Below are 24,245 nucleotides of genomic sequence, written 5' to 3' on the forward strand. Positions count from 1 at the left end.
GGAGACCGGTTTCTTTGCCGTGACGTAGTGAAGATCTTAGCGGGAAATCGTCGTGCGCGGCCGGCGCCGGCTTCGGCGGACGGGCCGCTCGCCGGCGCTATCATCGCCCCGTGGACGACAAGGTGTCGAATGAATCGACGGAGCTGCTGTCGGTGCGCGAAGAACAGCGGCGGATGACACGGCAGCGGATCATCACCGCGGCGCGGCAGACCTTCGAGGAGCGTGGCTACGGGCAGGCCTCGATCGGAGATGTCGCCAAGGCGGCGAAGGTCAACAGAGCGACCTTCTATCTGCATTTCACGAACAAGGCCGAGGTCTTCACCGAGGTCTACCGAGCCGTCCGGGAACAGCAGAGCGCACAGTACTGGTCGTTGCTCGGACAGGCGCTCGCCGAGGGCAAGGCGGCGAGTGTGCGCGATTGGCTCGACAAGGCGCTGGTCTGGTGGGAGGACCAGGCGGCGCTGCTGCCGGCCATTCACGAGGCGATGGCGAGTGACCTGGAGGTCGCGACCCGCTGGAAGGACCAGCTCGATCAGCTGGCCGGCGAGCTGGGCGGCTACCTCGCGACGATTCCCGAGGAACGGCGCGAACAGCAGCGACTGCGTGTCGAGTTGCTCATGGTGCAGCTCGATCAGCTGTGCTTCCGCGCGATCGTGCAGAAGGTCTTCGCGATCGAAAGGGAGGCGCTACTGGACGTCGTGACCGGACTTTGGGTCGACGCGCTCGGCCTGGAGGACTAGCGAGCGAGGAGATTTGATCAACACATTGATGCTTGACTCGACATAGTGTCGTCTCTACGCTTCCCGTGAGACCTGCGCCACCCGTGTTTTCATCGCGAGTGCGCAGGTCAGGCGAGTCGTACCGCAACCCTGTGCGGAATGGCTCGTTCCGTCGTCGGCGGTCGAGGTGTCACCAGGGAAGGTGCCTCAGCACGCTGGCCTTCGCCGTCATGTCAACGACGACTTGGGAGCACCGAATGCCCTCCTCCAATCCCGGCGTGGTCCCTCCTCCCCCGGCGCTCATGCGACGCGTGACCCTCGCGGCCGCGATCGGCAACACCGTCGAGACCTACGATTACGCGGTCTACGGCTTCTTGACCGTGATGCTCTCGAAGCTGTTCTTCCCCGTCGCTCAGCCAGGGGTCGCCCTGCTCTCCGCGTTCGCGGTGTTCGGCGTCGCCTTCGTGATCCGGCCGCTCGGTTCGCTGATGTTCGGCTCCATCGCGGACCGAGCCGGACGGAAGCCCGCACTGGTGGCGACTTTGGTCCTCATGGCCGGCGCCACCGTGGCGATCGGCCTGCTGCCCACGGCCGCCTCCATCGGAATATGGGCGCCGATCTTGCTCGTCGCCTGCCGGTTACTGCAAGGGCTCGCCGCCGGTGGCGAGTACGGCACCGCGATGACCTATGCCGCCGAGTTCACGCCACAGCGTCGACGAGGCGCGATGACGAGCCGGGTGCAGATCGGAAGTGTGGTCAGCCTGCTGCTGGCCGCGGGCATCGTTCTCCTGTTGAGCGCCACCCTGACCCCCGCGGCGATGGCGTCCTGGGGCTGGCGGATCCCGTTCCTCCTGGCGCTGCCGCTCGGGCTGGTCGGGCTGTACATCCGCGCCCGGCTCGACGAGTCGCCGGAGTTCCGCGCACTGGAGCAACAGGCCGAGGTCACGTCTTCGCCTGCCAAGGAGTCGTTCACGAAACACTGGCGGCTCATCGTCCTCATCTTCGGAGTCGCCGCGTTCCAGCAAATCGGCTATTACGTCGCCTTCACCTACGCGCAGTCGTACATCATCCAGCTCGGCTTCACGCAGGCGCAGGCAACGCTGGCCACCGTGATCAGCATCGCCGTGGCGGTGGTGCTCGTCGCGATCGGCGGGCCGCTGTCGGACCGATGGGGACGGTGGCCCATGCTCTTCGGGCTTTCCGCCGGGACGTTGGTATTCGCCTATCCGATCTTCGTCGGCTTGTCCTCCGCGACGAGCCTGGGAATGGTCATCCTGATGACCGTCTCGCTGGGAGTGCTTCCCGCGCTGTACACCTCGGTCGCGCCGGCGACCTACGTCGAGGTCCTCCCGGCCCGGGTGCGCGCCACGGTGTTCGCGGTCGGCTTCGCCTTGGCGGCGGCGCTGCTCGGCGGTCCCGCGCTGTACATCAGCCAAACTCTCGTGCAGATCACCGGCGACAGCCGTGCTCCCGCGTTGTTGCTGATGTTCGGAGCGCTGGTGAGCCTGGTGGCGGCTCTGTTCGTGCGGCGCAGGCAGCCACGGACCCTCGTGCCGGACATCGCCGTGACGGCGGGTGAGCGGTCTCACGAAGGGGTCTGACCCGTGTTTCTCGTCGGCCTCTCCGAGCAACTGAGTGCCGTCGCGCCGCGCCTGACCTCCGAGGTGATCGAGCAGGCAGGCACCTGCCTGCTCGATGCCCTCGCCTGCGCGTACGGCGGGCGTGACATGCCCTGGGCCGCACAAGCCAGGACGATCGCCGACGGCGGTGACGACGCCACGATCTGGGCGAGCGGCGGGCGGCGGAGCGGGCTGACGGACGCCGTGTTCGCGAACTCCGTTGCCTGCCACGCCCTTCTGCACGAGGACACGCATGCCGAGAGCCGTGTGCATCCCGGCACCGTGGTGATACCGGCGGCGCTCGCGATCGGCGAGCGACTCCGGTCTCCCCTACCCGAGGTGCTCCGCGCGATCGTCCTCGGCTACGAAGCGGTCGCGCAGGTCGCCGCCGTGACTCTGACCGAAGACTTCGTCGCGCGCGGCTGGCGGGCGAGCAGTGTCTTCGGCCCGTTCGGAGCCGCAGCGGCCACCGCCTACCTGCTTGGCCTGGACGAGACGGCCACGGCGCACGCACTCGGGATGGCGGGCAGCTCGTCGGCCGGAGTGTGCCAGTGGGCGCGGGATGGGACCACGGAGGTCTTCTTCCAGAACGCGAACGCCTGCCGCGCAGGGCTAGTCGCCGCGCTTCTGGCACGGGAAGGCGCGACAGGCTCCGCATCGGCGATCGAGGGAGCGAACGGCCTTCGCCAGGCATTCAGCGGCGTCCGGGGCGAAGTCGGCGAGCCGGAGATCCGGCTGGACCGGATGGCGATCACGACGACATTCTTCAAAGCCCATCCCTCGTGCGCCCTCACTCAGGAAGCGATCGACGCCGCCCGGCAGCTTGCCGCCCAAGGCGTCGATCCGGACGCGGTCGTCGAGGCGACGGTACACACCTCGGGTGCCGCGGCGCGATATCCCGGCTGCGACAACGGAAGCTCTCTGGCGACGCCGATATCGCGCCAGATGAGCCTGCAGTTCGCGGTAGCGGCCACGCTGACCGACGGCGTCCTCCGGCCGGAACGGTACTCCGGGCCGCTCGATCCCGGGCTCGCGAGCCTGGCCGCGCGCACCTTCGTGGTCGTAGATCCGGCCGCCGATCGCGCCTTTCCCACGCGCAAGGACGCACGGGTGACCGTGCGGTTCGCCGATGGCGGCACCCGTTCGGCGACAAGCCGCGACGACGTGAACCTGACGCCGGCGGCGATCGTCGAAAAGTTTCACACCTACGCGGATCCGGTCCTGGGCAACGAAACTTCCGCGATCATCCGAACCGTTCGGGCGCCCGAATCCTGCCTCGACACCGCGAATCTCGCGGCGCACCTGCACTGAGCATTCAGGCAACATATTGTTGCTTGACTCGACACTATGTCGTATCTAATGTGGATCGCAGGCCGAGTGCCTCCCCACGGAAGGACAATGACGTTGCGTTCCGAAGTCACGTTCCAGATCGGCTGCGACATCGGCGGAACCTTCACCGATGTCGTCGCACTGGACTCCACTGGACAGTCCTATGTGGACAAGTCCGATACCGTTCCGGACGACCTCGCGGCCGGACTCCTCGCGGCACTGGGGAATCTCGCCACCCGCGTGGGTATGCCGCTGACCGACCTGCTCGCGTCGACAACGCGTTTCGTCAACGGGACCACCGTGGTCACCAACGCGGTCGCCGAGTTGCGGGGCGCCACGGTCGGCCTGATCACCACCCAGGGTTTCGGGGACAACCTGCTCATCGCGCGTTCCGCGCGCAATGCCCACCGGGACCACCACCGGCAACTCAATCTCCCGCAGATCGTCGCCCGTGAGCACGTGATCGAGGTACCGGAACGGATCGACCGCAAGGGCCGGGTGATCGTCCCGCTGACCGAGCGCCGAGCACGCGACGCTGTCGAGGCCTTGGTCGCCGCGGGCGTGGAATCGATCGCCGTGTCCCTGTTGTGGGGCTTCACGAATCCGGCGCACGAAGAGTTGCTCGCGTCCATCGTCGAAGCCGAGCACCCGGAGCTGTTCCTGAGCGTCGGGTCACGGCTCCACCCGGTGATCCGTGAATACGAGCGGACGATGACCACGGTCCTCAACGCGTTCACCGGGATCCGGGTCGCCGAGTACACCGAACGTATCGAACGCGAGCTCGCCGCGCGCGGCCTGCGTACACCTGTCGCGTTCATGCAAGGGTTCGGAGGCACGCTGAGCGCGGCGGAAGCGCGACAGCGGCCGATCACGCTGATCGACTCCGGCCCGGCAGGCGGGGTGATCGGGGCACGTGCCCTGGCCGATCGGCTCGGGCTGAAGGACATCGTGACCGCCGATATGGGGGGAACCTCGTTCGACGTCTCGGTGCTGCGTGATGCCACGCCGCAGGTCACCCGGCGGGTCGTGCTGGGCGAGCGGTTCCTGACGGCGCTGTCCAAAATAGACGTTCTCCCGATCGGTACCGGTGGAGGCAGTGTCGCGTGGCTGGACTCGCGTGGCGTTCCGCAGGTGGGGCCGCACAGCGCGGGAGCGGATCCGGGACCGATCTGCTACGGCAAGGGAGGCCAGCGTCCGACGGTGACGGATGCGTCGGCGGTGCTCGGCTTGCTGGACTCGAAGGCCTTCCTGGACGGTCGCCGGGCGCTCGATGTCGACAGCGCACGCGAGACCATCGAGCGGGAGCTCGGGAAACCGCTCGGCGTAGACGCGGTACAGGCCGCCGCCGCAGTGCACCGGATGGTGGTCGCGGACATGGCCAACGCCGTCCGCGCCGTGACGGTGGAACGCGGGCACGATCCGCGACGGTTCGCGATGGTGGCCTTCGGTGGGGCACTGGGCCTGTTCGCCGCGGATATCGCCCGCACGGCCGGTATCCGGCGGATCGTGATCCCGGCCGAGGCGGCCGTGTTCTCCGCTCGCGGCCTGCTCTCCAGCGACGACATGCGCACTCGCACCCGCTCGGCCATGTGGCAAGGCGGCGATGCCGGCGCGGTGCTCGCCGCGCTCCAGGAACTCGACACGGAGCTGGTCGAGGCCTTGCGCAGCGCGGGTCATCCGGACGAACGGATCGAGGTGCGCTGGGAGGGCGACTTCAAATTCCTTGGACAGCAATGGGAACTGCGGGTGCCGATCCCGCGCCGCACCGACCTCGGCGAGGCGGACCTGGTCTCGATCCAGGAGGGCTTTCCGGCGCGTTACGAGCAGGAGTACGGCGAAGGCACAGCTTGGGTCGGCAGCCCGGTGGTCCTGATGTCGGTGCGGGTCACCGCCACCGGCCGCGTCGATCTCATCGAGCCTGCCGAACAGGAACCGGCGGAAGCGCGCGCGGTCGAACCGATCGGGCGCAGGCGGATCCAGCGTGCCGGGGCCGGGCAGATCGAGGTGGACGTCCACGACGCGCGCCGGCTGACGGCCTGGGCGCGGGTGTCCGGCCCTGCCTTGCTCGAACACTCGCTGACCACCGTCACGTTGCCCGAGGGCTGGGAACTGTGCGTGGACGGCTGGGGCAACTACCTGCTGACCGACACCGAACGGGCAACCGCGGAGGAATCCGAATGACCGCCGTAAACGCGACCGGGCTCGATCCGGTGGACGTCGAAATTCTCGCGAAGGCCTTGGACAACGTCGCCGCGGAGATGGGCGTGGTGATGATGCGGGCCTCGGGCAGCCCCGCCATCGCGGAGGCGGTCGACTTCTCCACCTTCATCGCGGACGCCGATGGCGACATCATCAGCTACGCCGGGTACATCACGATGTATCTGGGCGCCGCGCGCCAGGCGGTCCGCCATATCCTCGCCACGTACCCCCGGTCGGAAATCCGGGCCGGGGACATGTTCCTCTGCAACGACCCGTTCACCACGGGCAACGCGCACGCCGTGGACGTCGGGGTGGTCCGGCCGATCTTCTCCGGCGGACAGCTGGTGGCGTGGTGCTGGGCCGAAGCACACGTCAACGACTTCGGCGGAGCCGCTCCCGGCGGGATGGACCCGGTCGCGACCGAGGTCTACGGGGAGGCACTGCGGCTGCCCGGCGTGAAGATCGTCGATCAGGGACGTCCGGTCGAGGACGTGTGGCGGATCATCGAGACGAACATCCGGGTGCCGGAACTGGTGCTCAACGACATCCGGTGCTTCATCGCCGCCTGCCACCGCTGCGACGAGCGGCTGCAAGCACTCATCGGACAGTACGGCGCGGAAACCTTCCACCGGTACGTCGAAGCCGCGAAGGATCTCGCCGAGAACGCGGTCCGGCGCCGGATCGCGGATCTGCCGAAGGGTGTCTTCACCGCTGAGGAGTTCGCCGAGCACAACGGGCACAGCGACGAGCTGTATCCGATCCGCTGCACCCTGACGGTCGGCGAGGACACGTTGCGGTTCGACTTGACCGAGTCGGCGCCGCAGACGGACGGCTTCATCAACGTGAGCGCCGCGACCACCCTGGGCGCGGTCGTCTCCCCCCTGCTGATCACCTTGCTTCCGGACCTGCCGATCAACCAGGGAACGCTGCGCCCGATCGAGGTGGTGACCGAACCGGGGACGATCTGCGATGCGCGGATGCCCGCGCCGATGGGCGCCGGCCACATCGAAACCGGGTTCCGGATCGGGAAAGTGGTCACCAGGCTGCTCGCCGGCCTTCAGGCGCGCAGCGAGAACGCCTTTGTTCGCGAGCATGTGATGGCGCCGTGGCAGGACTCGTGGAGCGCCAGCTTCTTCTACGCGCCCGACGAGGCAGGCCGGTTGGTGCCGTTCCCCGACATGAACGGCGGCGGCAGCGGCGCGGGCGCGCAGGCGATCGCGGACGGTATGGACGTCAGCGGGGTGCTCGCCCAGCCGCAGAACAGCATCCCCGACATCGAGATCAACGAACTCGCCTACCCGGTGCTGTACCTGTGGCGCAAGCTCAATCCGAATTCCGGTGGGCCGGGCCGAACACGGGGCGGCGCGGGCATCGATCTGGCCTTCACGCCGTGGTACACGCCAGGCGGCCAGGAACACGTCATGGCGGCGTGCTGGCAGGTGCCGCCGTGTGGCGTCTTCGGCGGCTATCCCGGCTCCACGAGCGGCTCGGCACTGGTGTCCGGGGCCAAGGCGGACGAGGCGTTCGGGCGGGGTGAGGTCCCCCGCGGGGTGAACGACCTCGCGGCGGCACCGAAACCCTTGCAGGGAAAGCAGTTCGGGCTCTCGGTGGGAGCCGGTGACGTGGTCGTACTGCGCGTCGGCGGCGGTGGAGGATACGGCGACCCGCTGGAGCGCGAGCCGGACCTGGTCGCCGCGGATGTGCGTACGGGTGTGGTCACGGTGGCGGCGGCGAGGGTTTCCTACGGCGTCGTAGTCGATTCCGCCGGCCGCCCCGACCTTGCGGCGACCGATCAGGAGCGCGAACGCATCCGCGCGGCCCGGCGCGAGTGGCCTCGTGAAGACGGGTTGGCGGTGCGCCGCGGTCCCGCGCACGAACGGTTGTCGGAACGCGGGCAATGGTGCCAGCCGCGCGCGGGTGTCGAGCTCGCGGAGTTCGCCGACCCGGAAACCGGGACGCTGCTGCGCGCGGACGTGGTCGTGCACTGGGACGGTGAGCGATGAGCCGCAGCGAGAGGAATGACGTGTCCGCACCCTCTACCTTCCCGGCGGCCCTGGCGGCACTGGCGCGGCGGTTCCCCGAGCAAGAGGCGGTGGTCGCGCCCGAGGGACGGATGACCTTCGCCGAGTTCGCGCGGCGGTGCGAAGAGCTGGCAGGCGCGTTCGCCGCCGCCGGGTTACGGCCGGGTGACCGGATCGGGATCCTGTTGCCGAACGGGCTGCGCTGGCTGGTGACGATGATCGGCGCGCAGCGGGCCGGGTTGGTGGCGGTGCCGATCAACACCTGGTACCGCTCCGCCGAACTGGCCCATCTTCTGAGCACCGCGCGGCTACGTCTCGTGGTGACCGAGGAGAAGGTTTTCGGCAAGGACATCGTCGCCGAGCTGTCCGCGGCCGGGCATGGAGAGGTGTTCGAGGCCGGCGCCCGCACCGACGGGTATCTGGGCGCGTTGAGCTGGTCCGCCGCCGACCGGCTTCCGCCCGGCATCGACTACGGCCCGGCTCCCGAGCAGGGCGCGGGACCGGAGGACATCGCGATGATCCTCTACACCAGTGGCAGTACGGCGCTGCCCAAGGCGGTGCCGCTCGAACACGGCAAGCTGCTGCGCAACGGGCACGCGATGGGCACGCGCATGCATGTGGAGCCGGGCGACCGGCTGTGGTTCGCCATGCCGTTGTTCTTCGGCTATGGGGCCTGCAACGCGCTTCCGGTGGCGTTGAGCCACGGGGTGACCCTCTGCGTCGAGGAGAAGGTCGAGGGCGACGCGTCGCTGGCGTTCATCGAGCGCGAGCGCTGCACCGTCTCCTACGGGCTCGCCACGGCGGTACGCGCCCTCCTCGCCGCGCCGAGTTTCGGTACCAGGGACATCTCCTCGCTGCGCACCGGGCCGGTCGGATTCAACGCCGAGGACAAGCGCCTGGCGATCGAAGAGCTGGGCATCACCGAAGCGTGCAGTGCCTTCGGGCTCACCGAGTCGTACGGCTTCGTGACCATGACCGACGCCCATGACCCGCTGGATGTCAAGCTGCACACCCAAGGGACTCCATTGTCCACTCAGCATCTCCGCGTCGTGGACAGGTCCGGAGCGATATGCGCTCCCGGCGTCAGCGGCGAGATCGAGGTTCGCGGCTGCGTGATCGACGGCTACCTCGGCCAGGTGGATTCGAACGACACGCATTCGGCGGACGGCTGGTTCCGCACCGGCGACCTCGGTTCGATCGACTCGGACGGGCGGCTCGTGTTCGGGGGCCGCTGGAAGGAAATGCTCAAGATCAAGGGAATCAACGTCTCACCGCTGGAGATCGAGGGCATCCTCGGCGAGCACGCCGAGGTCGACCAGGCCTACGTCATCGGACTGTCCACAGCGGACGGGGACCAGGAGATGGCCTGCGTGGTGGTCCCGGACGAGTACCGGGCCGCGGACGAAACCGGGCTGGCGCATCGGCTCCGGGAGTACATCCGGGACCGCGCCGCCAGCTACAAGGTGCCGGCCCGGGTCGTGGTGATGGACTCGCACGCCGTTCCGCAGACCCACACCGGAAAGGTCAGCAAGCTCAAGCTTCGGGAGATGCTGGAGGCGGCCGAATGACCCGCCGCACCCCTCCGTTCGCGGAGCTGCCCACCCTTCCCGACCGGGACGAACACCACGCGTGGGACGTGTGGGGGCGGGCGGACGAAATCGGCACGCTCAACCTGATCGGGCCCGCGCAGCGACTGGCCGCCGCGCGAACGGTGCGCAGCGGCCGGATGGTCTCGCTGACGTTGCCGTTGAACGAGCCCGATCCGGGCCTGTTCGACGAGCGCGACCGTTTCCAGCACGTCGTGGAGGACACCGCGGCCGGCCACGACGACAAGCTGGACGGCTTCTACCTGCAGGGTTCCTCGCAATGGGACGGGCTGCGGCATATCAACGCCGGTCGGCACGGCTATTGGGGCGGTCGGAACGAAACCGACCTGGCGACGAGCGACGTGTTGGGAGTGGACCGGTGGGCCGAGCACGGCTTCGGCGGCCGGGGCGTGCTCGTCGATGTCGCCGCTCATTTGAAGGCCCGAGGCGAACCGCTCGCTCCGGACGAGCCCGTCGAGATCACCGCGGCGATGCTCGACGAGGTCGCCGCGGCGCAGGGAACCGTCTTCCAGTCCGGCGACATCCTCGTCGTCCGTACCGGCTGGACGGAGTGGTACCTGAAGCTGCCGGCAGCGGAGCGGGCCCGGATGCGCGGGACCATCGGCGACGGGTTCGCGTGCCCTGGTCTGGAGTCGGCGAAGGAGATGGCCGCCTTTCTCTGGGACCGGGAGTTCGCGGCGGTCGCGGTGGACAACGTGGGGGTCGAGGTCTTCCCGGTGAACCGCGCCAAGGGTTTCCTCCATCGGCGGTTGATCGCCTTGCAGGGCATGCCGCTGGGTGAACTCTGGCATCTGGACCGGCTCGCGCGGGCCTGCGCCGAGCGCGAGAGCCACGAGTTCCTGCTCGTCTCCGGTGTGCTGCCGCTGCCGCGCGGGGTCGGCAGTCCCGCCAACGCCCACGCGATCCTCTGACGCGTCGAGAAAGGACAGAACATGCCGTTAGGGCCTGTACGCCAAGTGGCGATCGTCGGCATCGGCATCACCGAGCTGTCCCGGTCTTCCGAGCGCAGCGGTCTCGACCTCGCCGCCGAGGCGCTCCGATCGGGACTGGACGACGCCGGCCTCACCGCCGGGGACGTGGACGGCCTGTTCACGAACGTCGGCTACCCGCTGTCGATCGACTACGACCGGATGGCGGAAGCGTTCGGGCTGCGGATCCGCGCCGCCGTCCAGACCTGGAGTCACGGACGGTTCGTCGGTCCCGCGCTGCAAGCCGCGGCGCAGGCCGTGGCGCTCGGCACCACGGAGGTGGCGGCCTGCCTGGCGGGCGTGTCCTTCTCCGGACTGGGCATGGTGGGCGGCGCCGATGACCTGGAAGGAATGCGCCAGGGCGGCGGATCACACGGGGAACTGCCGCATTACGGCATGACCGCTCCCGGCGCGGGCGCCGCGATGGCTTTCCGGAGGTACTGCGAACGCTACGGCGCCGACCCGGAACTGATCGCGGCGGTGCCGATGGCCATGCGACGGCACGCCCGGCTGAATCCGAACGCGCAGATGACGAAACCGCTCGGACTCGCGGATTACGAGGCTCAGCCCTACATCGTGGAACCCTTGCGCCGTCCGGATTTCGCCTTGCTCAGTGACGGCGGCGCCTGCCTGCTCGTGACCACTGTGGAGCGAGCGCGCGACCTGCGCCGGCCCGCGGTGATCATCTCGGGGATGCAGGGCCTCCGCGCTGGCCGGGACGAGTTCATCTTCGCCCCTCCCGGGCTTGGAGTCTTCACCCAGGGCGATACCCGCCGGATCGAGGACCACCCGGTATACGCGATGGCCGGACTGGACGGACCGGGCGACGTGGACTCGTTGCAGCTCTACGACGCGTTCTCGCCCAATGTGGTGTTCGTGCTGGAACGCTTCGGCTTCACCGGCGAAGGGGAAGCCCTCGGCTGGTTGCAGGACGGCCGGATCGAACTCGGTGGCGAGCTGCCGGTGAACACGGCGGGCGGGCTGTTGTCCGAGGCCCATATCTGCGGCTGGGGACATTTGGCCGAAGCCGCCCGCCAGCTGCGCGGTGAGGCCGGTGACCGGCAGGTAACCGATTGCGAAGTCGTCCAGTGGGCGACCCCGTTCGGCGACTCGATCGTCTTCACGAAGGACCGGTGAGCACGATGACCACTACCCGACCTCTTCCCGTCCGCCACCCAGAGGACGTCGAGCACCTCGACGGCGCGGCCCGCGGCGAGCTGCGCCTTCCGGTGTGCGGTTCTTGTGGCCACCGGTTCTGGCCGCCGTCCCCGGTGTGCCCACGCGATTTCCGCGGGGACATCGAGTGGGTGACCGACGCCGGCACCGGACGGGTGCACAGCTGGGTCCGGTTCCACAAGCGGTACTTCGCCGGGGACGAGGTGCCCTACGTCGTGGTGCAGGTCCGGCTGGACAGCGGCCCGAATCTGACCACCACCTGGACCGGCACGGCCGATCCGGTGCCAGGGGAACCGGTGAGGGTGTCCTTCCGCGAGGTCGGCGATTCCGTGTGGCTGCCGGAATTCGGGCCGGGTGACCACATATGAGCACGTCCCGTGAACTCGCGGCGCGGATCGGATCGGTCGGGGTGTGGCTGTCCGTGCTGGCGGAGGTCCCGGCCGACGAGGGCGCGAACGCGGCCCGCGTCGTCGAGGAACTCGGCTACGGTGCCCTGTGGGTCGGGGAATCCCCGGCGCACAAGGAAATCTTCACCCACGCCGCCCTGCTGCTCGGCGCGACCTCACGGCTGACCGTGGCCACGGGCGTCGCCACCATCTGGGCGCGGGACGCCATCGCCGCCGGAGCCGCGGCGCAGACCCTCGGCGAGGCCTTTCCCGGACGGTTCGTCCTCGGCCTCGGCACCAGCCACGCCGAGGCCGGGCGCGGACACGGTCACGACCGGCCGCTGACGGCGTTGCGCGAATACCTCGACCTGCTCGACGCGGACCCCTATCGCGGACCACGGCCCGACCGGCCGGTGCCCCGCGTCCTGGCCGCCCTGCGGCCCAGGATGCAGGAGTTGGCGCGCGACCGGAGCGCCGGGATGCACTCGTTCTTCGTGCCACCCGCCCACACGGCCGCGGCCCGCGAACGTCTCGGTCCCGGCCCGCTGCTCGTTCCCGAGCAGGCCGTGGTCGTCGACCCCGATCCCGGGCGGGCACGGGCGGTCGCGCGCGAACACATCGCTACCCGGCTCGCCCTGCGCAACTACGCGAACCACCTGCGCGCGCTGGGATTCGGTGCCGACGACCTCGATGGCGGCGGCAGCGACCGCCTGGTGGACGCCCTGGTCGCCTGGGGTGACGCGCCGCGGGTCGCCGCCCGGGTGCGCGAACACCTGGACGCGGGCGCGGACCACGTCGCGCTCCACCCGCTGACCCGGAGCCACGGCACGGAACCCGTGCTGGACCAGCTCCGGACGCTGGCTCCCGTACTCGTACCGCATGGAGGAACCACCCCGTGACCGATCGACTTGCCGACCGATACCGCGCGATCGAGGGCCGGTTCCAGCTGACCGGCGTCCAGGCGCTGGCCAGGTTGCCGATCGACGTCCGCCGCGCCGACCGGCGCGCGGGCCTGCGCACCGCCGCGTTCGTGTCCGGCTACGAGGGCTCTCCGCTCGGCGGGTACGACCTCGAGCTGGGCAGGCAGACCGAGTTGCTCGCCGAACACGATGTGGTGTTCCGGCCAGGCGTCAACGAGGAACTCGCGGCGACCGCGGTGCAGGGTGCGCAGTTGGCCGCCGGCTCGGCGCATCGGCGCGTCGACGGGGTCACCGGCTACTGGTACGGCAAGTCACCGGGGTTGGACCGCGCTTCGGATGCCTTACGGCACAACAACCTCATGGGCACCCACCGGCTCGGCGGGGCGCTGGCCCTTGTCGGCGACGATCCGGGTGCGAAGTCCTCGACGGTGCCCGGCAGCTCCGAGTTGTTGCTGGCCGATCTTGGCATGCCGACGTTGTACCCGGCCGATCCGCAGGAGGTGCTGGACCTGGGACAGCACGCGGTGGCGATGTCGCGTGCGTGCGGGCTCTGGGTCGGCTTCAAGATCGCCACCAACGTCGCGGACGGCACTGGAACCGTGGTGGTGCGGCCGGACCGCGTCCGCCCGGTCGCTCCGGATCCGATCGTCGACGGGCGGACGTTCGTCCACGAGATGACCGCGCGGATGCTGCAACCGGATCTCGGCAGGCTGGAACGCAGCCGGGACGGCGCCCGCCTCGAACTCGCGCGCCGGTACGCCGCTGCCAACGGTCTGAACACGATCGTCGGCGGCGAGGCCAGGGTCGGGATCGTCGCCGCGGGCAAAACCTTTTCGGACCTTCGGCAGGCGCTGGAGATCTTGGGCCTGGACGAACCGGAGCTGGACCGCCGCGGCGTGCGGCTGTTGCGGCTGGCGATGGTGCATCCGCTCGATCCGGAGATCATCGGCCGGTTCGCCGCGGGGCTGAGCGAAATCGTCGTGGTGGAAGAGAAACGTTCCTTCATCGAAGCCGCCGTCAAGGATCTGCTCTACGGCCGGGCCGGGGCTCCGGTCGTCAGCGGCAAACGCGACCCCGGCGGCGCCGCACTGGTCCCGGCCGACGGCGAACTGGACCCGGATCGCATCGCGGAAGCCCTGGCGTCCCGGCTGTGTGCGCACGGCGACTTCCCCTCCGTCGCTGCTTGGCGACCACCCAGGCGCACCATCGCACTCCCTCTGGCCGCCCGCACCCCGTACTTCTGCTCGGGCTGCCCGCACAACTCGTCCACGAAAGCCCCGGCGGGTTCATTGGTCGGCGCCGGCATCGGCTGCCACAGCCTGGTTTTGATGACGGACCAGGAACAGACCGGGGAGATCACCGGACTGACCCAGATGGGCGGCGAGGGCACCCAGTGGGTGGGCATGGCGCCCTTCGTGGGCAAGGAACACCTCGTGCAGAACCTCGGCGACGGTACCTTCCACCACTCGGGCAGCCTCGCGGTGCGCGCGGCCGTGGCCTCCGGCGTGAACATCACCTACAAGCTGCTGTACAACTCGGCGGTCGCGATGACCGGCGGGCAGCAGCCGACCGGAGTGCTCACCATCCCCCGGGTGATCGACGCCATGCGGGCCGAGGGGGTACGCCGGATCATCGTCACCACCGAGGACCCCGCCCGCTACCGCCGGGTCCGCCTGGGACGCGGCGTCCGGGTGTGGCACCGCGACCGGTTGCCCGAAGCACAGGAGACGCTCGCCCGCGTCCCGGGCGTGACGATGCTGATCCACGACCAGGAATGCGCGACGGAACTACGGCGCAAACGCAAACGCGGGCTCGCACCGGAACCACCGCAACGGGTGGTCATCAACGAACGGGTGTGTGAAGGCTGCGGCGACTGCGGAGAGAACTCGAACTGCCTATCGGTACAGCCGGTCGACACCGAGTTCGGCCGTAAGACCCGCATCGACCAGTCCTCTTGTAACAAGGACTTCTCCTGTCTGGCAGGGGATTGCCCATCGTTCCTCACCGTGATTCCCGGCAAGGACGCCGGATCCCGGCCGCTCGCAGACGCGCTACCGGACACCCTGCCGGAGCCCACCCGGATCGTCTCGGCCGAGCGGTTCACCGTGCGGGTGACCGGGGTCGGCGGTTCGGGCGTAGTCACGCTTTCGCAGATCCTCGCGACCGCGGCGAGCATCGCCGGCCTGCCGGTGCGGTCACTGGATCAAACCGGGCTCGCGCAGAAGGGCGGCGCGGTGGTCTCCGACGTCAAGATCGGCACGACGCACGCGAACAAGGCGAGCGAAGGCGAGTGCGACCTCTACCTCGGCGCCGACATCCTCGTCGCCGCCGATCCCCGTTACCTCTCCGTCACCGATCCGGGCCGCACCACCACCGTCGTCTCCACGTCGAAGGTCCCGACCGGGGCGATGGTCACCGACACCAGTGTCACCTTCCCCGAGGAAGCGGCACTGCTCGACCGGCTCCGCGAAGCGACCGCGACCGTGACCGATCTGGACGCCCGGGAGCTGGCCGAGACACTGTTCGGTCAGGACCAGTACGCCAACCTCCTGCTGACCGGGGTCGCCTACCAGCGTGGTGCGCTCCCCCTACCGGCGAAGGCGATCGAGGAAGCCATCTCCCGCAACGGGGTCCGCGTCGAGACCAATGTGCAGGCGTTCCGCAGGGGCCGGCAGTGGGTGGCGGACCGTCCGGCGCTGGAGGCCTTGCTCAGCAGGCTGCGCGGGGAACCCGAACCCGAACCCGCGCTCTCGCGGGCCGCGCGTGCGCTGCTGGCCGAGTTCGGTGCCGATGACGGCTCCGAACTCGCCAGGCTGCTCCGCATCCGCGTGCCCGAGTTGATCGCTTATCAGAGTGCCGCCTACGCGCGCCGGTACCTGGAGCACGTCGAACGGGTACGTCGTGCCGAAACCGGCGCGGTCCCGGGTGCGACGGCGCTGACCGAGGCCGTGGCACGGAACCTGCACAAGCTGATGGCCTACAAGGACGAGTACGAGGTCGCGCGGCTTTCCCTGGATCCAGCGCAGGAACGCCATATCCGCGCGCGTTTCGGTGCGGACGCTCGCATCAGGTACCGGCTGCATCCGCCGGTGCTCAAGGCACTCGGCATGCGCGGCAAAGTCGAGCTGGGTCCCTGGTTCAAACCGGTCTTCCGCATCCTCGTCACAGCGCGGCGGCTACGCGGGACCCGGCTGGATCCGTTCGGCCGCATGGCGATCCGCAGGCTGGAACGCGACCTGGTCGCCGAGTACGAACGCGTCATCGGTGAACTTGCCGAGAGGCTCGCGCCGGAAACTCATGCGCCGGCGGTGGAAGTGGCCAACTTGCCCGACCTGGTGCGCGGCTACGAGGACGTCAAACTCGGCACGGTCGAGGAATACCGGCGCACACTCACGCGGCGGATGGCCGAGGTCCGTACGGCGAAGGCCGATGCGCCATGCTGAAGGAACTGCGCCGCGCGCTGCCCGCCGAACGGGTGCTCACCGACCCCGACGTCCTTGCCGCGTATGCGCACGACGAGGCGACGTGGGCGCCGCACGAGATGCCGTTGGCCGTGGTGCGCGCCCACACCGCGGAGGAGATCCAGCAGACGGTGCGGGAGTGCCTGCGCCAGGGGATCCCGATCGTGCCGCGCGGCGCCGGCACCGGTCTTTCCGGCGGGGCGAACGCGGTGGCGGGCGGGATCATCCTGTCCACGGAACGGATGACCGCGATCCGCGAGATCAACACCGCCGAACGGCTTGCCGTGGTCGAACCCGGCGTCGTGAACGAGACGCTACGGACGGCGTGTGCGGAACACGGCCTGTGGTATCCACCAGATCCGGCGAGCGCTCCGTGGTCCACCATCGGCGGCAACGTGGCCACCAACGCCGGCGGGCTGTGCTGTGTCAAATACGGGGTCACCCGGGACTACGTGCTCGCACTGGAGGTCGTCACCGGCACCGGGGAGCTGGTCCGGCTCGGTCGCCGAACGGCCAAGGGCGTCGCCGGATACGACCTCACCGGGCTGATGGTCGGCTCCGAGGGCACCCTCGGCGTGGTCACGGAGATCACCGTGCGGTTGCGCGGGGCACAGGCGAGCGAACGCACGGTCGCGGGATACTTTCCCGGCCTGTCCGAAGCCGGTGACGCCATCGCGGCCATCGGCGCGTCCGGCGTCGTGCCGTCGGCGCTGGAATTGATCGACCGGCACACCCTCGCCGCGGTGGACGCCTGGAAGAACATGGGGCTCTCCTCCGAAGCCGAGGTGGTGCTGCTCGGCCGCACCGACGCACCCGGCGAAGCCGGCGAGTACGAAGCCGAGATCATGGCGGACTGCTTCTCCCTGGCAGGTGCCACGTGGGTCGCCGCGTCCTCCGACGCGGTGGAATCCGAGGCCTTGTTCGCCGCACGACGGCTCGCCTATCCCGCGCTCGAACGACTCGGCCCGGTGCTCACCGAGGACGTGTGCGTGCCGATCTCCGCGGTACCGGAAATGCTGCGGAGGATCGAGGGGATCGGGGCGCGCCATGAGGTGCGGATCGCGAACGTGGCGCACGCCGGTGACGGGAACCTGCATCCGGTGCTGGTCGTCCCTGCCGATGATCCGGCCGCGCGCGTGAGAGCACAGGCCGCGTTCGAAGAGATCTTGACCGAGGCGATCGCGCTCGGCGGCACGGTGACCGGGGAACACGGCGTCGGGCTCCTCAAGCGCGGCGGCCTGAGCCGGGAGCTCTCGGCACCGGTGCTGGCCATGCACGCGGCGGTCAAACAAGCACTCGATCCGCGGGGAATCTTCAATCCGGGCAAGGTGATCGCGTCATGCGCGCGGCGATCTTGACTCGTCCCGGCGGTCCCGAGGCGATGACGATCGCCGAGCTGGAACGTCCGGAGCCCGGGCCTGGCGAGGTGCTCGTCGAGGTCGCGGCCTGCGGAGTGTGCGGGCACGACCAGGCCGACCGCGCCGGGCTGCTGAGTGTCCCGTTGCCGGTGGTCCTCGGACACGAGATCTCCGGGACCGTCGTGGCCGTCGGCCCAAGCGTTACTCGGTTCTCCGTCGGGAACCAGGTCGCGGCGAAGCAGTTCGGCACCTGCGGCCGATGCGGACCGTGCGCGAACGGCGACGAGCTTCGGTGCGCGCGACGAGCGTTCCTGTACGGCGGATTCGCCGAATACGCCGTACTCCCCCAGTCTGCTCTGTTGCGGGTGCCGCCCGGCGTCCACCTGGCCGAAGCAGCGATCGCCGCCTGCGCGGTGGGGACCGGACTGCAAGCGCTGCGCCGCATCGCGCGAGTCGAGCCCGGCGAGACTGTGCTCGTCACCGGGGCCGGTGGCGGGCTCGGACTGCACGCCGTTCAGGTCGCCGTCGCGCTCGGCGCCCGGGTGCTCGCATACACCGGTGATCCGGACAAGACGGAGCAGCTGCGGAAATACGGCGCCGCGCACGTGGTGACCGCGGGGAACACCGCTTGGCAGGACATCCTCGACGCGACCGGAGGCCGGGGCGTCGACGTCGTACTGGACAACACCGGGCATCCGGCCGTGTTCCGGCAGGCTTTCCGCGCTCTCGCCCATGCCGGGAGGTACGTGCTGACCGGACAGGTCGGCGGCGAGCCGATCCGAGTCCATCCGGCCTTCGTGTTCGCGAAGGAAGCCACGATCACCGGCTCCGGCTCAACCCTGCTGACCACCTTCGCCGATGCCTTGGACCTGGTCGCCGAGGGCAAGGTGCGGCCCGTGATGACCACCTATCCCCTCGACGACGTCGTCGGCGCCTTCACCGATCTCGACGAACGCCGGGTGACCGGGCGCGCCGTCCTCGTTCCCGGTTCCCGATCTGGAGGTCATCGATGACCAGACCCTTGACCGGCACTCATATCGTCGAATGCGCGAGTTTCGTCGCCGGCCCGACCGGCGGCATGACGCTGGCGCAGCTGGGCGCCGACGTGATCCGCGTCGATCCGGTCGGCGGCGGCAGCGACCACTTTCGCTGGCCGATCGCGCCGACGGGCGAAAGCTACTACTGGGCCTCGTTGAACAAGGGCAAACGCTCGGTCGCGATCGACCTGCGCGACCCGGAAGGCCGTGAGCTCGTCGTCGCGCTGGCGACCGCCGCGGGGCCCGGCCGCGGGGTGCTGATCGACAACGCGATCGGACGGCCATGGCTGGCCCACGAACGGTTGGCAGCGCGCCGATCCGACCTGATCCATGTGCGCGTACAGGGCTATCCGGACGGCCGCCCCGCGGTGGACTACACCGTCAACGCCGAGTCCGGGGTTCCGCGGATCACCGGCGGCGACGGCTGGGCCGCACCGGTGAATCACGTGCTGCCGGCCTGGGACCTGGTCACCGGGTTGAGCGTCGCCACGGGGGTGCTCGCGGCGCTGAACCAGCGCGCTCGCACGGGAACGGGCGCCTACGTCGAATTGGCCCTCTCCGATGTGGCGCTCGCCGGCGTCGCCAATCTCGGCTGGCTCTCCGAGGCCGCCGACCGGCACGGGGAACGGCCACGGCACGGCAACCACGTCTACGGCAGTTTCGGCGTCGACTTCGCCTGCCGGGACGACGCGCGGGTGATGGTCGTGGCGCTCACCGACGGCCAGTGGCGGGCGCTGCAGTCCGCGACCGGTACCGCGGAGGTGTTCGCCGCGCTGGAACAGGCGTTGGACGCGGATCTGCGCGACGAGGCCGAGCGGTACCGGCTGCGCGAGACGATCGCGGCGGTACTGCGGCCCTGGTTCGCCGCGCGCGATCTCGACGAGGTGGGCAAGGAACTGGACGCCGCACGGGTGCTGTGGGGCCGTTATCGCGGCATGGCCGACCTGGTGGCCGACCACCAGGAGAAGGCGCACGAGGTGCTCGCCGACCTGCGGCTGCCGAGCGGCGGCTCCGCCATCACCGCGCGGTCCCCGCTGCGGTTCTCCGGCGAACGCGGTCCCGTCGGCGAATGCCCGGTGCTCGGCGGGGACACCGATTCCGTGCTGGCCGAGGTGCTCGGCCTCACCGCCGCCGAACTCGGCGGCCTGCACGACCGGCGGGTGATCGCCACGCCGGACAACGCGAAACACCAGGACAAGGAGTCACGTTGACCATCACCACGGATTCGAGCACCGATCTGGATCGGACCCGGTTCTTCATCGACGGCGCATGGGTGGCGCCGAAGGGAACCGAGACCCATGTGGCCCTGGAGGCGGCCACCGAGACCCCCTTGGGCACTGCCGCCCTTGGCACCGACGCCGACATCGACGCCGCGGTCCGCGCCGCCCGCCGTGCACTGGACGAGGGACCGTGGGGCCGGACGACCGCGGCCGAACGCGCGGCGGTCATGCGCCGGTTCGCCGAGGCGCTGGCCGCCCGCGCCGCCGACACCGCGACCCTGGTCAGCCGGGAGAACGGGATGCCGATCGGGCTGTCGAACGCCTTCAACGGGGATGCTCCCGCCGGCCTGCTGACCATGTACGCGGACCAGATCGAGACGATGCCGTTGGAAGAGATCCGGCCGAGCCCTTCCGGGTCCACGGTCGTCCGCCGCGCCCCGGTCGGCGTGGTCGGGGCGATCACACCGTGGAACTACCCGCAGGTGCTCGCGATGATGAAGATCGCCCCGGCGTTGGCCGCGGGCTGCACCGTGGTGCTCAAACCCTCTCCCGAAACCGCGCTGGACGGCTACGTCCTCGGCGATGCCGCCGCCGAGGCCGGGCTGCCACCGGGCGTGCTCAACATCGTCGTCGCCGGCCGGGAATCCGGTGCCGCGCTGGTCACGCATCCGCTGGTGGACAAGATCGCGTTCACCGGCTCGACCGCGGCGGGCCGGGTCATCGGCGCCGAATGCGGGCGGCTGATCCGGCGGTGCACGCTGGAACTGGGCGGAAAGTCCGCGGCCATCGTGCTCGACGACGTCGATCTGGACACCTTCGTCGCAGGCTTGGACAACGCCTGCTTCCAGAACAACGGCCAGACCTGCACCGTGCAGTCGCGGATCCTCGCGCCGCGCTCGCGTTACGCCGAGGTGGTCGACGCGGTCGCGCAGTTCGCGCGGGAGATGATCGTGGGCGATCCGCTCGACCCGGCCGTCACCTGCGGTCCGATGGCCAGCAAGGCACAGCTCGACCGGGTCCTCGGCTACCTCGACCTCGGACGCGCTTCCGACGCTCGTCTGGTGACCGGCGGTGGCCGTCCCGCGCATCTCTCCCGTGGCTGGTTCGTGGAACCCACCGTGTTCGCCGACGTGGACAACCGCGAGCGGATCGCGCAGGAGGAGATCTTCGGCCCCGTCGTCACCATCACCCCGTACGACGATGAGGACGAGGCGGTCCGCATCGCCAACGACAGTGAGTACGGGCTCGGCGGTTCGGTCTGGACCACCGACGAGGACCGTGGCCTCGCGCTCGCCCGCCGGGTACGGACCGGGACGATCGGCGTCAACTACTACCTGCAGGACCTCGGTGCCCCCTTCGGTGGCATGAAAGGCAGCGGCATCGGCCGCGAACTCGGCCCCGAGGCCGTCGGCGACTACCTGGAATTCCAGTCCATCTACGCCGGCGCCGACCAGCTCGACCACTGAGCACCACGTCTCCGGAGCCGCTCCCCCGCGGCTCCGGAGACCCGCGACCCTGGAGGACAGAACCGTGCTCACCCACCGACGTGTGACCACCGCCGGGCTCATCGCCTCACTCGCTCTGACGACGGCCTGCGCCACCGGCAACCGTGCCACCGCCGACCGTCCAGCCGGCTATCGGGTCGAACGGCTCGTCGACGGCACCGCCCTGCACACGATCAACGGCCTCGCTCTCACTCCTGATGGCGACTTCCTCACCACCGGCCTCGCCAGCGAAACCCTCTCCAGGTTCGACCGCGAGACGGGAACGACAAGCGGCTTGGTTGGCCCGCGTGAGGGGCGCTCCGACGACCTCGTCGTCGGTCCCTCGGGCGAGATCTTCTGGACCGACCCGTTGGCCGGAGCCGTGAAGGGGCGCGCGCCCGACGGCCGGATCCGCACCGTCGCCCGCGACCTTCCCGGTGTCAACTCCATCGCATTCGACCGATCCCGGCGGCATCTGTATGTCGGACAGACCTTTTTCGCCGACGCGCTTTGGGAGATCGACCCGCAGGGCGCCGCCGGGCCTCGGCTCGTCGCGCGCGATCTCGGTTCGCTCAACGCCTTCGCGTTCGGTCCGGACGGAATGATCTACGGCCCGCTCGGCAAGCGCGGGCAGGTGGCCCGCATCGACCCGCGGACCGGTGCCGCCTCGACCGTCGCCACCGGATTCCGGCAGCCGGTGTCGGTCCGCTTCGATTCCCGTGATCGCCTGCACGCTCTCGATGGAGCGACCGGACAACTGATCCGGATCGACCCCGCGACCGGCGCCAAGAACACTGTCTCGACCTTGCCCGCCGCTGCCGACAACATGGTCATCGGGCCGCGAGACCACGCCTATGTCAGCAACATGGCCGACAGCTCGATCACCGATGTCGACCTCGACAGCGGCGCCGCCAAGACCTTGACGTCGAGCCCGCTCGCCTTTCCCCAGGACATCGACTTCGACGGAAATACCCTCTTCGTCGCCGACAGCACGGCGCTGCGCACCGTGAACCCGGCCACCGGGGAGGTCGGCGAGATCGCGCGGCGGTTGTCCTCCGAACTGGAATTCCCGTCCGGGATCAGTGTCACCACCCGGCATATCGTGCTCACCTCCGAGCTCATCGGGACCATCCAGGTCATCGATCGCACGACCGGCCACCCGGTCCGCGAAGTCCACGGCCTGACCACGCCGTCCGACGCCGTCGAGCTACCAGACGGCAGTCTCGTCGTCTCCGAACCTTCGAACGGCCGGATACTCCACGTCGTGGGCGACAAACCTCGTCCGCTCGCCGAGAACCTCGGGGCTCCGACCGGTCTCGCCCTCACCCGGCAGGGCCGGATGCTCGCCACCGACACGACAGGTGGCCGGCTGCTCGAAATCGATCTCGCGACCGGTGGGGTCACCGAGATCGCAGGTGGACTCGGCGCACCCCGGGCGGTCGCCGTCCGGCCGGACGGATCGGTGGTCGTCCTCGACGCGGCCGGTGGCCGCGCGATCTCGGTCGACGCGCGCGGAGAGCAGCATGTGCTGGCCGATGGCCTCGCGACCGGTCACCTGACGGTGCCGTACGCCCGGTCCGGAGGAATCGCGATCGGCCCCGACGGCACCGTCTACGTCGCCGCGGACCGGGACAACGCCCTCGACAAGATCCAGAAGACGGATCGATGAACCAGCGGCCCTTCCGCTTCGGCGTCAACCTGCTCACCCCGTCGTCACGCGCCGAATGGCAAGCACGCTGCCGGGAAGCCGAAGACCTGGGCTACGACGTCATCGCGGTGCCCGACCATCTGGGCCTGCCGGCACCGCTGCCCGCCCTCGTTTCGGCCGCCGAAGCCACGACCCGTCCTCGTCTCTCGGTCTTCGTCCTCAACGCCGGGTTCTACCATCCGGCCCTGCTCGCCCGCGACCTCGCCGGCACGGACGCGTTGCTGGACGGGCGACTCGAGATCGGGCTCGGAACGGGTTATGTCAAAGCCGAGTTCGACACCGCCGGGATTCCCTGGCGCGGCGCGGCCGAGCGGGTCGACCACCTCGAGCGCACCGTGCTCGAGGTGCGCCGGCTGCTCGCCGATCCCCGGCACCGGCCACGACCGGTCCAACGGCCGACGCCGCCCGTGAGCGTCGCGGGCAATGGGGCACGAGTGCTCCGGATCGCCGCGATGCACGCCGACACCGTCGCGTTCAGCGGTGCCGCACCCGGCCGGAATCCCGGCATGCTCCGGTTCCTCGGCCCGGAAGCGCTCGCCCAGCGGGTGGCTCACGTGCGGCAGGCCGCGTCACACCGATTCGCCGATCTGGAGCTCAACCTGCTCGTCCACGCGGTCGCGATCGACGGTGCTCGCCGGGAGGCGGTCGACCGGTTGCCCCGGTTCGAGCACCAGCTGTCCGACCACGACCTGGCACGGGTTCCCACCGTCCTTTCAGGACACCCGTCTGAAGTCGCGGAAACACTTCATCGGTATCGCGAGGAGTTCGGGTTCACCTACTTCACGGTTCCCGAGCCCGCGATGCGCGAATTCGCCCGTGTTGTCGCCGCATCGAGAGGTTGAGACATGCCCCGTTTGGCCCAGACCGCCGGTTTGACCGACGTGCAGTCCGAAATCCTGGCCACGGTCCGCCAGTTCGTGGACAAGGAGGTCATCCCCCGCGCGCAGGAGCTGGAGCATTCCGACACCTATCCCGCCGACATCGTCGAGGGGATGAAGGAGATGGGCCTGTTCGGGCTCACCATCCCGGAGGA

The 24,245-nt window shown here is 69.5% G+C and carries 18 protein-coding genes; all 18 read left to right on the plus strand.

Translation table 11 applies throughout. From position 1 onward, the window contains the following. Nucleotides 1-110 precede the first annotated feature (110 nt). Nucleotides 111-740: a TetR/AcrR family transcriptional regulator gene (locus ACFWIW_RS24660; protein WP_378370596.1), complete on the plus strand. Its 630-nt coding sequence runs from the start codon at nt 111-113 to the stop codon at nt 738-740. 236 nt (nt 741-976) lie between these two features. Next, complete coding sequence (locus ACFWIW_RS24665; protein ID WP_378370597.1) at nt 977-2,320, plus strand: MFS transporter; 1,344 nt, start codon at nt 977-979, stop codon at nt 2,318-2,320. A 3-nt stretch (nt 2,321-2,323) separates the two neighbouring features. Beyond that, complete coding sequence (locus ACFWIW_RS24670) at nt 2,324-3,649, plus strand: MmgE/PrpD family protein (RefSeq protein WP_378370598.1); 1,326 nt, start codon at nt 2,324-2,326, stop codon at nt 3,647-3,649. Between the two features lie 87 nt (nt 3,650-3,736). After that, the gene (locus ACFWIW_RS24675) at nt 3,737-5,848 is read left to right on the plus strand and encodes a hydantoinase/oxoprolinase family protein (protein WP_378370599.1); all 2,112 of its coding nucleotides are present in this window, start codon (nt 3,737-3,739) and stop codon (nt 5,846-5,848) included. Next, nucleotides 5,845-7,869, plus strand: a complete 2,025-nt coding sequence (locus ACFWIW_RS24680) for a hydantoinase B/oxoprolinase family protein (RefSeq protein ID WP_378370600.1) — start codon at nt 5,845-5,847, stop codon at nt 7,867-7,869. Before ACFWIW_RS24675 ends, ACFWIW_RS24680 begins: the two co-directional genes overlap by 4 nt. A 20-nt stretch (nt 7,870-7,889) precedes the next feature. Next, complete coding sequence (locus tag ACFWIW_RS24685; protein WP_378370601.1) at nt 7,890-9,455, plus strand: class I adenylate-forming enzyme family protein; 1,566 nt, start codon at nt 7,890-7,892, stop codon at nt 9,453-9,455. Then, a complete protein-coding gene (locus ACFWIW_RS24690; RefSeq protein ID WP_378370602.1) occupies nt 9,452-10,405 on the plus strand; it encodes a cyclase family protein in 954 nt (317 codons plus the stop codon). The genes ACFWIW_RS24685 and ACFWIW_RS24690 overlap by 4 nt, the downstream gene beginning before the upstream one ends. Nucleotides 10,406-10,426: 21 nt before the next feature. Continuing rightward, nucleotides 10,427-11,599, plus strand: coding sequence for a thiolase family protein (locus ACFWIW_RS24695; protein ID WP_378370603.1), 1,173 nt, complete (start codon nt 10,427-10,429; stop codon nt 11,597-11,599). Between the two features lie 5 nt (nt 11,600-11,604). Beyond that, the gene (locus tag ACFWIW_RS24700; protein WP_378370604.1) at nt 11,605-12,006 is read left to right on the plus strand and encodes a Zn-ribbon domain-containing OB-fold protein; all 402 of its coding nucleotides are present in this window, start codon (nt 11,605-11,607) and stop codon (nt 12,004-12,006) included. Beyond that, a complete protein-coding gene (locus tag ACFWIW_RS24705) occupies nt 12,003-12,923 on the plus strand; it encodes a TIGR03620 family F420-dependent LLM class oxidoreductase (protein ID WP_378370605.1) in 921 nt (306 codons plus the stop codon). Before ACFWIW_RS24700 ends, ACFWIW_RS24705 begins: the two co-directional genes overlap by 4 nt. Next, complete coding sequence (locus ACFWIW_RS24710; RefSeq protein ID WP_378370606.1) at nt 12,920-16,387, plus strand: indolepyruvate ferredoxin oxidoreductase family protein; 3,468 nt, start codon at nt 12,920-12,922, stop codon at nt 16,385-16,387. The genes ACFWIW_RS24705 and ACFWIW_RS24710 overlap by 4 nt, the downstream gene beginning before the upstream one ends. After that, entirely contained in the window at nt 16,381-17,763 is a 1,383-nt protein-coding gene (locus ACFWIW_RS24715) for an FAD-binding oxidoreductase (protein ID WP_378370607.1), read from the plus strand. The genes ACFWIW_RS24710 and ACFWIW_RS24715 overlap by 7 nt, the downstream gene beginning before the upstream one ends. Next, the gene (locus tag ACFWIW_RS24720; RefSeq protein ID WP_378370608.1) at nt 17,745-18,776 is read left to right on the plus strand and encodes an alcohol dehydrogenase catalytic domain-containing protein; all 1,032 of its coding nucleotides are present in this window, start codon (nt 17,745-17,747) and stop codon (nt 18,774-18,776) included. Before ACFWIW_RS24715 ends, ACFWIW_RS24720 begins: the two co-directional genes overlap by 19 nt. Beyond that, nucleotides 18,773-20,011, plus strand: a complete 1,239-nt coding sequence (locus ACFWIW_RS24725) for a CoA transferase (RefSeq protein WP_378370609.1) — start codon at nt 18,773-18,775, stop codon at nt 20,009-20,011. The genes ACFWIW_RS24720 and ACFWIW_RS24725 overlap by 4 nt, the downstream gene beginning before the upstream one ends. Next, nucleotides 20,008-21,486, plus strand: a complete 1,479-nt coding sequence (locus tag ACFWIW_RS24730) for an aldehyde dehydrogenase (RefSeq protein WP_378370610.1) — start codon at nt 20,008-20,010, stop codon at nt 21,484-21,486. Before ACFWIW_RS24725 ends, ACFWIW_RS24730 begins: the two co-directional genes overlap by 4 nt. Before the next feature lie 64 nt (nt 21,487-21,550). Continuing rightward, nucleotides 21,551-23,173 (plus strand): hypothetical protein, encoded by a 1,623-nt coding sequence (locus tag ACFWIW_RS24735; protein ID WP_378370611.1) that lies wholly within the window; start codon nt 21,551-21,553, stop codon nt 23,171-23,173. Then, nucleotides 23,170-24,054, plus strand: a complete 885-nt coding sequence (locus ACFWIW_RS24740; RefSeq protein ID WP_378370612.1) for a TIGR03621 family F420-dependent LLM class oxidoreductase — start codon at nt 23,170-23,172, stop codon at nt 24,052-24,054. Before ACFWIW_RS24735 ends, ACFWIW_RS24740 begins: the two co-directional genes overlap by 4 nt. 3 nt (nt 24,055-24,057) lie before the next feature. Next, a partial coding sequence (locus tag ACFWIW_RS24745; protein WP_378370613.1) for an acyl-CoA dehydrogenase family protein occupies nt 24,058-24,245 on the plus strand: 188 nt, incomplete at its 3' end.

It is taken from the genome of Amycolatopsis sp. NPDC058340 (assembly GCF_042723975.1).
Taxonomy (GTDB): domain Bacteria; phylum Actinomycetota; class Actinomycetes; order Mycobacteriales; family Pseudonocardiaceae; genus Amycolatopsis.